This is a genomic window from Paenibacillus sp. O199, from assembly GCF_001636635.1.
Taxonomy (GTDB): Bacteria; Bacillota; Bacilli; order Paenibacillales; family Paenibacillaceae; genus Paenibacillus; species Paenibacillus marchantiae.
On sequence record NZ_LGRP01000001.1, the window covers coordinates 306,545 to 321,854 of the forward strand.

The 15,310-nt window shown below is 40.8% G+C and carries 17 protein-coding genes; 3 read left to right on the plus strand and 14 right to left on the minus strand.

All coding sequences use genetic code 11. The features are described 5' to 3' along the window. Positions 1-19 precede the first annotated feature (19 nt). The 6 genes from A6049_RS01330 to A6049_RS01355 form a co-directional block, all read right to left on the minus strand. On the minus strand, positions 20-889 hold the full coding sequence (locus A6049_RS01330) for a carbohydrate ABC transporter permease (RefSeq protein ID WP_024630394.1): 870 nt from the start codon (positions 887-889) through the stop codon (positions 20-22). Between the two features lie 12 nt (positions 890-901). Further along, on the minus strand, positions 902-1,831 hold the full coding sequence (locus A6049_RS01335; RefSeq protein WP_371121626.1) for an ABC transporter permease: 930 nt from the start codon (positions 1,829-1,831) through the stop codon (positions 902-904). 582 nt (positions 1,832-2,413) lie between these two features. After that, complete coding sequence (locus tag A6049_RS01340) at positions 2,414-3,220, minus strand: HAD family hydrolase (protein WP_063562861.1); 807 nt, start codon at positions 3,218-3,220, stop codon at positions 2,414-2,416. Between the two features lie 27 nt (positions 3,221-3,247). After that, positions 3,248-3,760 (minus strand): hypothetical protein, encoded by a 513-nt coding sequence (locus A6049_RS01345; RefSeq protein ID WP_063562862.1) that lies wholly within the window; start codon positions 3,758-3,760, stop codon positions 3,248-3,250. A 126-nt stretch (positions 3,761-3,886) separates the two neighbouring features. Beyond that, positions 3,887-4,096 carry a DUF896 domain-containing protein gene (locus A6049_RS01350; RefSeq protein ID WP_024630398.1) on the minus strand — a complete coding sequence of 70 codons (210 nt, stop codon included), beginning with the start codon at positions 4,094-4,096 and terminating at the stop codon, positions 3,887-3,889. A 96-nt stretch (positions 4,097-4,192) separates the two neighbouring features. Next, on the minus strand, positions 4,193-4,570 hold the full coding sequence (locus tag A6049_RS01355; protein WP_063562863.1) for a LysM peptidoglycan-binding domain-containing protein: 378 nt from the start codon (positions 4,568-4,570) through the stop codon (positions 4,193-4,195). A 305-nt stretch (positions 4,571-4,875) separates the two neighbouring features. Between A6049_RS01355 and lexA the strand changes: the two genes are divergently transcribed. Further along, positions 4,876-5,502 carry a transcriptional repressor LexA gene (lexA, locus tag A6049_RS01360; protein WP_024630400.1) on the plus strand — a complete coding sequence of 209 codons (627 nt, stop codon included), beginning with the start codon at positions 4,876-4,878 and terminating at the stop codon, positions 5,500-5,502. Between the two features lie 113 nt (positions 5,503-5,615). On the opposite strand, the gene A6049_RS01365 is transcribed toward lexA, so the two are convergent. Further along, on the minus strand, positions 5,616-6,917 hold the full coding sequence (locus tag A6049_RS01365) for an aldehyde dehydrogenase (protein ID WP_063562864.1): 1,302 nt from the start codon (positions 6,915-6,917) through the stop codon (positions 5,616-5,618). Positions 6,918-7,466: 549 nt separating this feature from the next. Between A6049_RS01365 and A6049_RS01370 the strand changes: the two genes are divergently transcribed. Then, the gene (locus tag A6049_RS01370; RefSeq protein WP_063562865.1) at positions 7,467-8,126 is read left to right on the plus strand and encodes a CatB-related O-acetyltransferase; all 660 of its coding nucleotides are present in this window, start codon (positions 7,467-7,469) and stop codon (positions 8,124-8,126) included. 626 nt (positions 8,127-8,752) lie between these two features. Here the strand turns inward: A6049_RS01370 and A6049_RS01375 are convergent. From A6049_RS01375 to A6049_RS33855, 4 genes are all read right to left on the minus strand, one after another. Continuing rightward, a complete protein-coding gene (locus A6049_RS01375) occupies positions 8,753-9,034 on the minus strand; it encodes a peptidase G2 autoproteolytic cleavage domain-containing protein (RefSeq protein WP_063562866.1) in 282 nt (93 codons plus the stop codon). Positions 9,035-9,202: 168 nt separating this feature from the next. Then, positions 9,203-9,559 carry a hypothetical protein gene (locus tag A6049_RS01380; RefSeq protein WP_145921881.1) on the minus strand — a complete coding sequence of 119 codons (357 nt, stop codon included), beginning with the start codon at positions 9,557-9,559 and terminating at the stop codon, positions 9,203-9,205. A 468-nt stretch (positions 9,560-10,027) separates the two neighbouring features. Continuing rightward, on the minus strand, positions 10,028-11,047 hold the full coding sequence (locus A6049_RS01385; protein ID WP_063562868.1) for a phosphotransferase enzyme family protein: 1,020 nt from the start codon (positions 11,045-11,047) through the stop codon (positions 10,028-10,030). A gap of 162 nt (positions 11,048-11,209) precedes the next feature. Continuing rightward, a complete protein-coding gene (locus tag A6049_RS33855) occupies positions 11,210-11,443 on the minus strand; it encodes a CD3324 family protein (RefSeq protein WP_090900093.1) in 234 nt (77 codons plus the stop codon). A gap of 17 nt (positions 11,444-11,460) precedes the next feature. On the opposite strand from A6049_RS33855, the gene A6049_RS01390 reads away from it, so the two are divergent. Next, a complete protein-coding gene (locus A6049_RS01390; protein ID WP_240321272.1) occupies positions 11,461-11,982 on the plus strand; it encodes a tyrosine-type recombinase/integrase in 522 nt (173 codons plus the stop codon). 75 nt (positions 11,983-12,057) lie between these two features. Here the strand turns inward: A6049_RS01390 and glnA are convergent, their stop codons facing one another. The 3 genes from glnA to A6049_RS01405 form a co-directional block, all read right to left on the minus strand. After that, positions 12,058-13,386: a type I glutamate--ammonia ligase gene (gene glnA / locus A6049_RS01395; protein WP_063562869.1), complete on the minus strand. Its 1,329-nt coding sequence runs from the start codon at positions 13,384-13,386 to the stop codon at positions 12,058-12,060. A 129-nt stretch (positions 13,387-13,515) separates the two neighbouring features. Continuing rightward, positions 13,516-13,929, minus strand: a complete 414-nt coding sequence (locus tag A6049_RS01400; RefSeq protein ID WP_063563200.1) for a MerR family transcriptional regulator — start codon at positions 13,927-13,929, stop codon at positions 13,516-13,518. 83 nt (positions 13,930-14,012) lie between these two features. Further along, the gene (locus tag A6049_RS01405) at positions 14,013-15,266 is read right to left on the minus strand and encodes a methionine gamma-lyase family protein (protein WP_063562870.1); all 1,254 of its coding nucleotides are present in this window, start codon (positions 15,264-15,266) and stop codon (positions 14,013-14,015) included. Positions 15,267-15,310 lie beyond the last annotated feature (44 nt).

The window sequence follows — 15,310 nt, forward strand, 5'->3', positions numbered from 1 at the left end:
GAACTATATCGGGTTAGGATTACTGTTTAACAGATCCCAACATGATACCGGTTACAAAGTATCTTTGAACAAATGGATAAATCGTTAAAATAGGCAAAATGGTGAGTACCATCGTGACCGATTTGATATTTGCAGAAATTTGAGTCAAATTATCCGCTGAAGCACCAGCCGAAGCACCTCCCGTTGCACCTGCAATCATGTTGCGCAAGTAGATCGTAACGGGAAACAGTTCCTTTTTGTCGAGATACAGGAAGGCAGGAAACCAGGAGTTCCAGTGTCCCACAGCGTAAAACAGAACCATCGTTGCCATGACAGCTTTACTCAACGGTAGAATGATCCGTAACAAAATGCCATACGTATTCAAACCGTCAATGGCTGCCGCTTCCTCAAGCTCCTCAGGCATGTTTTCGAAAAATGATTTCATAATTAACATGTTATAAATGCTGATTGCACCAGGCACAACTAGTGCCCACATCGTGTTATTGAAGCCCAGAGAGTTAATCAGGACATAGTTAGGAATCAAGCCGCCACTGAAAAACATCGTGAACACGGCGAACATCGTCAAAAATTTTCGTCCCATCAATCTTTTCTTGGATAGGGCATAAGCGAAGATGGTCGTCATGAACATGGAAATCAAAGTACCTACAACGGTATATATAATTGTGTTTTTATAGTTGGTCCAGAACATGCTGTCGCGAGAGATGGTCTTGTAGGTTTCTACATTAAATCCTCTTGGGATAATGCTTACCTTGCCTGAATTGATATAAGCCTCGCTACTGAAAGATTGGGCCACGACATTCAGAAACGGATAGAGCGTGATGAATACCACAAGCAGCAAAAAGATAGCATTGAAAACTTTAAATACTTTGTATGATTTTGATTCCAGCATATTGCTCCTCCTTTACCACAAGCTTCGTTGTGTCAGTCTGCGTGAAATGGCATTAACCGAGAATACCAGGATCAGTCCAATAATGGATTCGAACAAACCAATGGCGGTAGCATAGCTGAAATTGCTCGACTGCAAACCTACCCGGTACAGATAAGTAGAAATCACGTCAGATGTCTCGTAGATCAGCGGATTGTAAAGGAGCAAGATTTTCTCAAATCCAACCGCGAGGAAATTACCCATATTCAAAATCAGCAATGTAACGATCGTTGGCAAAATGCCCGGTATGGTTATATGGAGGGTTTGCTTCCAACGGTTCGCACCATCGATCCGCGCAGCCTCATACAAAGAATCATCAATTGTTGTCAATGCAGCTAAATATAGAATGGCTCCCCACCCCATACCTTGCCAAACCTCAGAGGTGATATAGATTGTTCTGAACCATTCCGCACGCTGCATGAAAGGAATGCTGTCACCAGTAAAGAATGAAACCATTCCATTAATGGAGCCATTAACTGCCGTTAATTGCAGAATCATTCCGGCAACGATGACGATGGACAAGAAGTGCGGAAGATAAGATGCGGTCTGCACAAACTTTTTGAAACGTTTGCTTTTCACCTCATTCAGCAGCAATGCAAAAATAATCGGAACTGGGAAGGTGAAAAGTAACGCAAGTCCACCAAGCATAAGTGTGTTCCCAAATACTTTCCAAAAGGTTGGGTCTTGAATGAACATCTGAAAATACCTGAATCCAACCCACGTCTCTCCAAAAATACTGCCTCCCGGTACAAATCGTCTAAATGCGATTACATTACCGAGCATGGGCCCATATTTGAAAATAATAAGATAGATAATTGGAAGAATTAACAGTGAGTACAGCTGCCAATCTTTGCGAAGCAGAGCTGTAACAGTTCTTAACCTGCTTTCTTTACGTAAAGATGTCATCGTTAGCGTGGTTTTAGCGGTTTCCGACTCCATATGTTATTTCACTCCGATCCTAAGCTTGATAAAATAAAAGCGTTTTCGATCAATTCTTATCATCTCTTCTTTTTGTAGAAGACAAGTAATCAGATGAACTTCACCCCCACCAGTAGAATAAAACCAAACAAATAATGTAAGCGATATCAATTATGGAGATCACTAGAGACACATATTGGTTAAAATGCTTACCCTCATTTTCTTACTAACCACTTCATGTTGTATTTCCAGAACTAAATGGTTTACATCGATTATGTAAAGCGCTTACAAATAATGTGAGAATTATAGCGAATAACTCCCGCTTCCACTTCATTCAAGTAAGTCAACAGATATTCGCTACATTCATTCGCATACTAGTCATACTAGTATGTTAGTTATATTCTAAATCAGCAGTTCTATAATTTCAATAACTTTTAATAAAAAAATTCATCTTTTGTTATTACGATATAGTTCAAGCTGTCCCAACACAAAAAAACATTGTTAGGTTTTATGGATAAAATACATCTCATAAAACCTAACAATGTTTGTGTAGTACACTAAAAATACGATTTATGATGCACTCATTGAGAATTCAGCAATGATTCGTTCCAATTCGGATAAATGCTTGATTTGATGGTCAGGCACATACGATTCGGTATTCTCTTTATTCTCACGGTTAATCCAAACAGACTGAATACCTGCAGACAATGCTCCACGAATATCAGTCGTAAGCTTATCTCCAACCATCATACTCTCCTCAGGTTGCACTCCCAGCTTACTCAATGCGTGCTCGAAGATCGAAGGATCAGGTTTGCCTTTACCGAACGAACCCGAGATAATAATTTCGTCAAAAAAAGGAGCCAATTCAGGAACGCCATCAAGTTTCTCTTGTTGTAAAGCAGGACAGCCGTTGGTTAAAAGCAAAAGCTTGAACTTCCCTTGTAGATGACTCAACGTTTCCATCGTTTCTTCATAGACATGGGGTCTTGATCTCCGCTCCGCCCCAAATTGTATGGCGAGTTGTTCCGCCAGATCTTCACGATCAACACCCAACTTTAACAAGCCACGACGCCATGACTCTTTACGATATGCGGGTGCAAGCTGCTCCAACTGGCGAAACTCAGGCTGATCCCCACCCGTGAAGTTAGCCCAAAGACCTTCAAACGGGTTAATCCCAATCATTTTGGTAAACGAAAAAGTTTCATAAGACTCATACAGATTACGTGCCTCATTACGAACAGCTTCTTCAAGGTCTTCGGGTTTAACGCCCGTCTCTTGAGCTGCGATCAAGCAAGTCTCATGAAAGGCCTCTCGAACACTGCGCTCATCCCACAGTAAAGTATCATCTAGGTCGAACAAAATCGCTTTTAACGCCATTTCGGTCATCTTCCCCTTTATGCAAAATTACTTTTTCTCGTATGTTTCCACGGTGATCTGATGTGCTTTGGCGAATTTCAGAAGACGTTCAGTAATTGCATCAGTATCATAACGATTCAGTAGTTTGGTAAATACCCATCTCTTACCTCGTGCATTATGCTCAATCACAACCGTACCTGGCTCAATTCTGAATTTCACGATATCGTCGACTCCAATTGAACGCTCACGGTTCCCTTTTGTCGTCAAAATCCGGTTACTTCCTATTTTGACATAAGGACGACGGAGCATGAAGATGATTGCCAAAAATACATACAGCAACAAGGTCACCCAGTCCCAAGTGGTCATCGGAGCTTTGACAAGAAATGTACTCATAAAGAGGTACAGGAATGCTAGTCCGATCAGAAAAATAGGAAACAGAAGACTGCGTCCTTTAAATACGTCCTCACCTGGTGTGCCAGAAACCGGTTTACCGCTTTTTTTACGTTGCTGATTCAACTGCTTAGAATTTTTTCGAACCGTTCTCTCGAACGAACGCGACATGAGAATCCCCCTTAGATGTTCTTTGTATCGGCTTACATAATTGCAAACCAACATTTCCCCCTATAATTTGCAACCTCTAGATAACAGGAAAAAACCTAAATATCATAATGATATCATTAGGTTTCCTTAATGTTTGAGTTTGCCTTGGTGGCCTTGATCGTTCTCATCATCTACAATTTCAATCGTATCCAGTTGTTGTCTGAAATTGCTTCGAATGTTATTCAAATAGATTTCTCTAAGTTTGGCACGTTCAGCGAGCTCTTCCTCTGTCAATCCAGTGGATTTTTGCTTACGGGCCAATTCATTAATACGTGCTACCAGACTATCTATATCCAAGCTTGTCCCCTCCAAAAATACAAAGTCATATTAACTTTGACATGTTAAGGGCAGCTTGTCAAGCTGACACGCATTAGCGCGTGTGGATATGCAGCTTTAATCTGTGAATTGAGGCAGTATTAAGACTTGCCCCACCTGTATTGAAGTTGAATGAAGTTGATTCACTTTCTTGATTGCTTCTATATATACACGTGTATCCATTGTTTCAGGTTTGTGATCCAATGATATACTCCATAGCGTATCTCCTTGTGAAACTGCCATCTTCCCCCCAGGCAACAGATCGTTCTCATTGCCAGCGAACACAGTCAATACTGTACTGCATCCAACCAGTATAATTAAGCTTACGATTATTAATTTCAAGACCCAAGTTGGGACATTACCTTTTGCAAAAACCTTTTTAAAATTCCTTATGTTAGTTTCAACCACTTCTGAATGCACCGGTTCGTAAATACTTTGATAAGTAGAATATCTCATTAAATATCGACCTCCAAACGTTTGTTCCTATCCTGTTGAAATTAATATAACACGAACACATGTTTTGTACAATAACTTTTTAGAACAATTGTTCGCTTTTTTTTGTTGATACTACATTCTATTATCTTTCTTCTATTGTATTGGAATTGTCATTTGCAGTATTTGATTAGACCAAAAGAAAATTTTCATCTTAATTTGCAAAAAAACATTGATTTTATGGCATTTTATTTAGAACTTATGTTTGTACGAACGGAGGTTCTATGTTATAATTTTCCCAAACGTTACTAAAATGGGGTTGATACGGTATGTCGAAGATATCCAGCAGGCAACAGGCTATTCTGGAGTTTATACGCAATGAAGTCCGGTTGAAGGGGTATCCTCCTTCCGTACGCGAAATTGGTGAAGCCGTTGGGTTGGCTTCCAGCTCTACAGTACATGGACATCTGGATCGTTTGGAGAAGAAAGGTCTGATTAGACGTGACCCAACCAAACCAAGAGCCATTGAACTTCTCAGCCAGGAAGAGTCAGAGCATTCACATCAGTTTGCTCACAGCGTTGCTCGCATTCCTGTCGTGGGTAAAGTTACTGCAGGGGTTCCGATCACAGCAACAGAAAATATCGAAGATTACTTCCCTCTTCCTACGCATTATGTAGGCGAACAGAAAGTATTTATGCTTTCGGTCGTGGGAGACAGTATGGTTGAAGCAGGCATTGTTAACGGAGACTATGTTATCGTACGTCAGCAGCAAACTGCAGATAACGGCGATATCGTAGTAGCCATGACTGAAGACGATGAAGCAACGGTAAAAACGTTCTACAAAGAGAAAGATCATATTCGTCTTCAACCGGAAAATTCGACTTTTGAACCGTTGCGTTTGAAACACGTTAGCATCCTGGGCAAAGTCATTGGCCTTTTCCGTGATATTCATTAATATGTATTGAATTTGTACAGAAGTCTCACAATAAGATACATAAAGAGGTTGTCCCGTTCAACGGGACAACCTCTTTTTTTTTTATACAACTTATATTGTTCTACGTTAGTAGATTATTCGCTGCGTTTAAGAATGCTTTTATGATGAGAGAACACATCAAAACTCTGTTGACCATGGTAGGAACCCATTCCACTTTCTCCTACGCCGCCAAACGGAAGATAATGTGATGTCATATGAGACAATGTATCATTAATGCAACCACCACCAAAAGATACTTGATTCAGAACCTGATTCTGCAGATCCTCATCCTGAGTGAAGAGATATAATGCCAGTGGTTTTGGACGGCGGACAATCTCATCTAGCAAGGGATTGAGGTCGGTATACTTAAATACAGGAAGAACTGGACCAAAGATCTCTTCTTGCATCACTGGGGATTTCCAATCCACTTCGCCCAGTACTGTTGGTTCAATGAGCAGCTGATCACGTTCAGAATGTCCACCGATCATTGTTTTGCCATCTTGGAGTAACACCGATAAACGATCAAAGTTACGTGCGTTGACAATGTGCGGGAAATCAGCATTTCTCATCACATCGTCTCCAAATTTATCCTGAATTTCTGCACCGATCAATTCCAATAATTTGTCATGTACTTCCTCGTGCACAAGCAAATAGTCTGGAGCGACACAGGTTTGCCCAGCATTCAGGAATTTACCGCGCACAATGCGCTGAGCTGCCAGCTTCAAATCTGCATCCTGGTGGACAATGACCGGACTCTTACCACCTAGTTCTAACGTAACTGGAGTCAAATGCTCAGCAGCTGCCTTCATAACAATGCGGCCAACACCTGTACTGCCTGTAAAGAAAATATAATCAAACTTTTCTTTCAACAATGCCGTACTCGTCTCGACTTCCCCTTCCATAACTGCCAGGTACTCACTAGGAAATATCTCATGAATCAAATCATAAGTCAGACGTGACACGGCTGGGGTTAATTCAGACGGCTTAATAATGGCACAGTTACCCGCAGCAATGGCTCCAATTAGAGGGCCGAAAGCCAGTTGGAACGGATAGTTCCATGGTGCAATAATAAGAGCAACTCCATAAGGTTCAGGATAAATTAAGCTTGTTCCATCAGGTATAGCAGAATTTGTAGGCACAGGTTTTGGTGTAGCCCATTGCTCCAAATGTTCCAATGCAAAATCTAGTTCACCCAACACGATCCGAATCTCAGAGCCATAAGCCTCTGCTTCAGATTTATTTAGATCCGCACGAAGTGCGTCAAGAATACGTTGCTGATATTTCTCAATTCCCTGTCTTAATTGCTGAAGAGCACGAATACGGTACTCAATAGACTTAGTCTGACCTGTATAAAAAAATGTCCGTTGTGCGGCAACCAATCGCTTCTCTTGTTCCATATTAACATCTCCAATTAATTGTTCAAAATTTAATTTCTAAAAACATAAATAAATTATAACGCAATTATATGAAACTATCAACATATAGATACTGTAAAAACAGAGCAAACAATTAAAACGCACTCTCGCTTCGACGATATGATCATAATTTAATTAACCATTCTATTTCTTATTGACTACATAAAAAGCCTTAACACTAATATGCTAAGACTTATTCTACGTATACTAGCTTCCTCTTTACATTCTTATTTCCGTTCCTGTTTTAATCCAACGTGATGTATCCATCCTTCCAAATGGTGGACACGTGTTCTGTTTATATTTTCTCTTCCTGAATTTTTTCTTCATTATATACACTTTGAGGGAGGATACACACTGACATCTCTTTATTAGAATAGGATTGACAAAAAAAGAGGTCATTGTTATAATCGCCCTCATATCTTAAGGAAGGATGATTCAGATGATTCGTCGTCTAAAAAAACTAAAGAATGTGGCTACCGCATCACGCTTCTAAGTTACTCAGAAATAAAACTTAGAAGCGAGGAAACTAAAATGAATATAAACCAATTTAATCACTGGTCTGAAATTAAGTATTTAAAGGATATTGTAACCAATCCATTAATCGAAGTCGGCGATTACTCTTATTACTCCGGTTATTATGATAACAATTCATCTTTTGAAGACGGATGCGTGAGATATTTATGGGGAGATGACAAATCGAGGAGCTTATTCAACCCCACTGAGGAATTTGGTTGGCAAATAGATCGATTGATTATTGGTAATTATGTATGTATCGCAGCCGGTGTTGTTATTCTTATGGGAGGAAATAACAATCATCATGCGGAGTGGATCACTGTTTATCCGTTCGCTGATCAAATTAGCCATTCCTTCTCACCCAAGGGAGATACCATTATAGAAAGCGATGCATGGATCGGCATGAATGCAATGATTATGCCGGGTGTTACCATTGGTGAAGGTGCAATTGTTGCAGCAGGCTCAGTTGTAACAAAAGATGTCGCCCCTTATACAATCGTTGGTGGAAATCCTGCAAAAGAAGTTAGAAAGCGTTTCTCAGAAGAAGAAATCATGAAGTTAAAAGAAATGCGCTGGTTTGATTGGAAGAGAGAATCGATTGAAGCAGTCACTCACTTGCTTTCGAACTCTTCAATTAACAAGTTATATGAGCATTATTTATTAGAAATTAAGGACTGAGCTCCTATAGACATAAAGCTAGGTAGAATAATATTCTACCTAGCTTTTTTTATATCTCCTTGCCCACAGAAAAGAAAAACCCCTCAGCGCTAGATCGCCAAGGGATTCAGCTATTAGTACAACGTGATATATTGATCGCGTTCCCATTGGTGGACTTGTGTACGTTTTATGTACGTTGGTTTCATATGTTGGCATATCTCAATAAAAACGGGCATTACTAGGGATAAATGCAACATCGCACATTCAAATCTGATCATAAGTTTTCATAAGTTGGGGGACGTCCCCCAAAGCTATACGAATCAAATATCAATGCTTTATTCAAAATAAAAATTGCTTATAAGTTACTTATATATAGAAGAAAGCAATCGAGCCATGAAAAAATCCCGAGGCTCGACTTAATTATAAAGCGGCTGCAATTATCTCTTCAATCTTAATCCAACTGTAATCTTCTTCGCTTCTGACAAGTTTGACTGTCCTGTTTGGCCTGTAAATTATGTAAATATGCCCTTTATCTTTTCGTAGTCAAAAGATTAAACACCATCTGTGTGACGATCCCAGAATACAAAAAAGCCCATCGTCTGGAAGATTGGACTTATAACTTAGTTGTCATCCCTTTTGTTAATTTACTATTTCACAACTATTCTAATTTGATTTGGTTCAGTTCTTTCCAATACCCGATATCTCTCAATTGCTTCAGTTGCAACACCTTCAGCATTAGGAATACAGTACCCGTTCTCTCGACATGTGCCATCATCTCTTACCAGAAGTTTTCCCATCATTCCTACAGCTACCCATTCTGGACGCTCCAACCGAGAAACGTAAGTCTGTGAAGGATCATACTGAGGATTGATTAATGCTGTTTTCAACTTGTGTGATGGGACTGTAACCTCCCGTTTCCATCTTTTCATGGACGCTCTCCTCATTTCATTTAGTGTATCTGAGGTGGCTTCGAGTGTCCAATTGAATTAGGAGGCTTTAAAGACATAATGGGGTTCTTAATAAATACATTATGCTAATTCTGCAGAATATGAAGTTTAAAGCTTACATTCTAAAATATTCGTATGGCGGCGGTAGCGTCAAGTTTTTTGTGTAGTAAGATTATCCAACGGAACGTTGAATAGAATATAGATTGTTGTTAGGACTGCAGGCATAGTCAAATAAGGGTAGGTAAAGAATGTAACCATGCTGAACAACTCCAAGCTTTCATCTGCACCATCGGAGCCTTCCAACTCCGTCAGCAGGTTAGGCACTCTCCTGAATAGACCGTTAATTTTAAGGTGCTTCACATAATCATTGGTTTGATGCAGCTCTGCCTTCTCCATACTTCCAAAAACATTAAAATCTCTGAGGAACTCATCGAACTTATCCCTCAAATCGATGACCAAGAAGCACTTCGAAGCTCCACCCTCCAGCTTCGTTGTTAACTTTACCACATACGTACTCTCCGTATAGGAAGGATGCTTTCCATATAAAAGCTCGATCTTCCATAATGCCTCAACCGTATTCGGCATCTCACTGACCTGAACATCCGGCGCAAACCATCAAGCCCCTAGAAAAGAAAAAAGACGACCCACCAATCCGAGTCGCCTTCATTCCAACTGAATGCCAGTTTAAAAAATCACGAAACTACCCAAACAGCTCCGTCATAATATACCCCGAAAATGAAGGAGAGCTAGAGAAGCTGAAGAACAACTGGATCGGACAAACTTCATGAATAAGCATAAATCTTCATAATAAACAGAAAAGTTTCAGCGCTAAGTACACAAGTAGATCTTATATATAAACTCGAAGTCATAGCTCACGTTTTTAAGACTTGATGATATGAACAAACACTCTAAACAGCGACTTATTGTAAACCATTACCATATTATATCATTATTTTAGCCCGTTATCGGTTAGTATTAATCCATATTTACAGGCTCGATCACTTCGAATAAAAATGGATTACCATTTAAATATTCTCTTATGTATGCTTGGGCATATTTTTGTTCATCGATTAAACTGGCTGTTTCTCTTGCATCAGAGGCGTGATGGCAGTAGTTCTCGATCATGAACATGACAAAAAAACATTCCAGATCCCGAATATAGTCCGTTTCCAACTTCCTAATACTCTCATAACCTTGGATAAGCATCCATCGATGCTTTGGCCAAAGCTCCAATATGGTGCCTGCCATATCGTAGAGATAATATCCGTACCCACATCTTCCAAAATCAATCGGATAGGGTTCATTATCCTTAAAAACCATATTACCGGTATGTAAATCAGCATGAATGAGCCCATAGTTATGTTCACTTGGATGCATAGTGGTAAGTTGGGATACAACCTTCTCAGCTGCATCTTGATACAGCTTCCATCCCTCTTCGGATAAAAAACGTTCATAGTAAAGTTCCAACTTAGCCATTTCACGTTTAAAACTTTCTACTCCCCAAGTAGGTCTTACAAAATCAGAAGGTGGATTGAAATCCTTTGCTGCTGCATGGAGCCTGCTCATCAATATACCTATATTATATGCTTGACTATCTGTAAATTCACCTGCTGCTTTTTCACCCTCTATCCACCGCATCATCGTTACATAAGGGCGCCTATATCCTATCTCTGTTTCGATGTCCAATACATAAATACCATCACAACTTGCCATCCCTTCTGGTACATTTAGATCTTTCGATTTGTTCAGTGCTTGTAACAGTAGGAGTTCAGAGCGAATTTCCTCTCTGCTTAATCGGTCCGAATGAATGCGAAGTAAATAATTGTTATCTGTACTGGTTTCAATTTTATACGTGATCGTATCGGATAGTTGAATAAACTGGATGCTATCCCATTCTAAGGAATACTTTCGAATTGCAGATAAAGCGACTTTCCTTGCTCTGATTAATAACGCCCGCCGTTCTTCATGAGTATCAAATCTAAAAAAATCATTCATTTGTTATCCCCCTACAGTTTTTATGAAGTAAAATCAACTACTTCTTTTATATGTTATTTTAACGATAGTAAAAGCTTAAAAATATGTAGTAAACAATTTAAACTATACTATACACAAAAAAGTCACATTAGAATTTCTTCCAATGCGACTTTTGTTAAACTATTATTTTGTATAAACGATCTTTTTAATAGTATCGCTTGAAAGGCAAAATCGATCTGAAAGTTGATCGATAGTGTCACCATCGAGAAACTTTTGCCGGATTTCATCATTTCTAAGATTCAAAATTTTTCTGCTGCCTGAATTTTCACCCCATTTTTTACGCAAACCTTTTGATTTAGGGATGTAAACCAATCCACCGTTCATATACTTTTGTATTTCATTTAGTAGGTGAACCATATCATCGCTAGTGATACGTGGATGAAACACTCGATTTTCAAGCTGAAGACGAGGACGAACTTTTCGGAGATACAAAAACCGGAAATTCTACCCGCACAATTAGCGTAAGTAACGGAATCATAAATGATTTGAGGTATCATGCTTCATGGCAGAATCAAAATAAGATCAATTTAGGGGAATCAATGTACAGACACGATTTAAACCTGGTCTTGTGCAGGAATGATGGTAGTCCGATGCCTATATCTAGTCTCTTTAATGCTTCAAAGAGAATTTTGAGAAAGGCTGGTTTAAGTGAGGAATTAACAATTCATTCCTTGAGACATACCTATGCTGTGATCATGCTAGAAGCTGGGGCTGACATAAAATTTGTACAAGAGCAGCTTGGGCATGGCAGTGTGCAAATTACATCCGATGTGTATGCTCATATTTCTAAAAAGCTAGAAAAGCGGAACATTGATAAGTATGAAGATTACACTTCCCGTATTTTTGGATCAGAAAATAAAAAATCGGGGGACGTTTGGGGGACGCAACCTCAATAGAAGTGCAATTCCCTCCAAACGTCCCCCGGCTCATTCCTTCAAAACCAAAACCCCGTAGTTACAAGGTTTTTTTAATTAGTACAACGTGATATATTGATCGCGTTCCCATTGGTGGACTTGTGTACGATACATGTCCCACTCAATTTCTTTCAGCTCGTAGAAGTGAGCCAGGGCGTGGTCGCCAAGAGCATCACAGATAACTTCGCTGCGGATCAATTCATTCAATGCTTCTTTCAGGTCAGCCGGCAAGCTTGGAATGCCTTCTTCCACACGCTCTTCTTCTGACATGATGTAGATGTTACGGTCAATCGGAGCAGGTAAGGAAAGCTCACGTTTGATTCCGTCCAGACCTGCTTTCAATAAAACAGCCAAAGCCAAGTATGGGTTAGCAGCCGGATCCGGATTACGAACCTCAACACGTGTACTCAGACCACGGGAAGCTGGAATACGGATCATTGGACTACGGTTACTAGCGGACCAAGCTACATAACAAGGTGCTTCGTAACCTGGTACAAGACGTTTGTATGAGTTCACAGTTGGGTTCGTAATTGCTGCAAACGCACGCGCATGCTTCAAAGTTCCAGCCATGAAGTGACGTGCAGTTTTGCTCAGACCCAGTTCGTCCGACTCGTCTACGAATGCGTTCACTTTGCCTTGGAACAAGGATTGGTTACAGTGCATACCGGAACCGTTCATACCAAACAGTGGTTTCGGCATAAAGGTAGCATGTAGACCATGCTGACGTGCAATCGTTTTAACAACGAGTTTGAACGTTTGGATCTGGTCTGCTGCTTTTAGAGCATCAGCATATTTAAAGTCGATCTCATGCTGACCTGGAGCTACCTCATGGTGGGAAGCTTCGATCTCAAAGCCCATTTCTTCAAGTGTGATAACAATGTCACGACGACAGTTTTCACCAAGATCCGTAGGCGCTAGGTCGAAATATCCACCTTGGTCATTCAGTTCGTTAGTCGGGTTTCCTTTTTCGTCTGTTTTGAACAAGAAGAACTCTGGTTCAGGACCGACGTTGAAGGAAGTGAATCCCATTTCTTCGGCTTCTTTCAGGTTTCGTTTCAAGATGCCACGCGGATCTCCTGGAAACGGATTACCATCCGGAAGATATACGTCGCAAATCAGTCGAGCAACACGGTTCTCGGCTACCCAAGGGAAAATCAGCCAAGAATCGAGATCCGGATAGAGGTACATGTCGGACTCTTCAATACGCACATAACCTTCAATGGAAGATCCATCAAACATCATTTTATTGTCCAGAGCCTTAGTAAGCTGGCTCACAGGGATCTCAACGTTTTTGATTGCTCCAAGCAAATCGGTAAATTGCAAACGAATGAATCGTACATTTTCTTCTTTTGAGATACGTAGTATGTCTTCTTTAGTAAAACTCACGATACCCTCTCCCTTTCTTCTCTGCGTATTTGGCTTGCCTGTTATATTTGTACATTAGAATATTGCATGGGTCAAGGAGTCCTCCTACCCAAAAGCAGGATTTCCCCTGACTTACGAGGTTATACGAACTTATTTTTTATTAAAGAAACGGGAAAGCTCTCCCTGGATGAGAGATACTTGTCCAGGTCTCTTACCTGACACCAGTTGTTGTTTAAGCAGACGGTGTAGTTGGGAGTCCGATAGTTCTCTACGTTTCACTTCCGTATCGGCTGTAATAACAGTCGCTTCTTCTGACTCTTTAGATACAGGATTCATCACTTGTTTAATGCCTGCAATGTTAACTCCTTTTTCAATCAGAGCCTTGATTTCCAGCAATCGTTCTACGTCATTGAAAGAGAACAAACGCTGATTACCTGACGTTCTCGCAGGAACAATCAAACTGTGCTGCTCATAATAACGAATCTGACGCGCGGACAGATCCGTAAGTTTCATTACAATACCTATCGGGAATAAGGCCATATTTCTGCGAATTTCGTCACCCATCATTCATCAACCTTCCAGTCATCTATTCTTCACTCTATTGTACATTTAGTTATTACTAAGTGTCAATGATGTGTTAGATAAACTCACAATAATTTGCGTTCTTTCATGGTCTGTAATGACATCAAAACGCCATATTTAACATGAGAGTACGTTAAACCGCCCTGCATATAGCCAATAAAAGGCTCACGGATAGGCGCATCTGCCGACAATTCAAGGCTCCCACCCTGTATAAACGTACCTGCCGCCATGATGACAGGGTGCTCGTAACCCGGCATGTCCCAAGGTTCAGGAACTACATGGCTATCTACTGCAGCAGCCCGCTGTATCCCTTGTACAAAGGCAATTAAATGCTCGGCCGAACTGAATTGAACAGCCTGAATCAGATCTGTACGCATCTCGTTCCATGCCGGTTTGGTTACAAATCCGGATGCAGCAAACATCGCCGCAGCGAATGTGCTCCCTTTAACGGCCTGTCCTACAATTGTCGGAGCCATGTAAAGTCCTTGGTAGATGCCACGAGTTGTTCCCAACATCGCGCCAACCTCACCGCCAATTCCAGGAGCAGTCAAACGATAGGCAGCCAATTGCACGTACTTTTCCTTCCCGCATATGTATCCACCGGTTTCCGCTAGACCTCCACCGGGATTTTTAATCAGTGAACCTGCCATCAGGTCTACCCCGATTTCAGTTGGTTCACGTTCCTCCGTGAATTCACCATAACAGTTATCCACAAATATGATGACATCTTCCTTGATCGCCTTTACACGTGTAACCATATCAGCGATTTCTTCAATACAGAAGGAAGATCTCCAATCATATCCTCTGGAGCGTTGAATACCAATGACTTTTGTCGCTGCATTGATACTTTTCTCTACCGCCGCCCAATCTACTCCGCCATCTTCTAACAGACCCGTCTCTTGATAGCCAATTCCGAAATCCCGTAATGATCCTGTTCCATCACCAGGCTTGCCAATGACTTTATGCAATGTGTCATAGGGCTTACCCGTAATGTACAACAACTCGTCACCTGGACGAAGTACACCGAACAAAGCTGTAGCAATAGTATGTGTACCTGATGCAAAATGGGGACGCACCAGTGCCGCCTCTGCACCAAACACATCGGCATACACTTCATCAAGCACCTCACGCCCGCGATCGTTATAAGCGTACCCCGTTGAACCCGCAAAGTGAAAATCACTGACTTTTCTACGCTGAAAAGCATTGATTACTTTCCATTGGTTATGATCGGTGATCCGGTCAATCTGTTGCAATTGCCCCTCAATCTGACGTTCAACCTGTCGTTGAAGTTCAATAATCTCTGAATCAAAGCTTGCCATCTTGCTTCATTCCCCTTCATAGCACGAATCTGACGTCAAACATC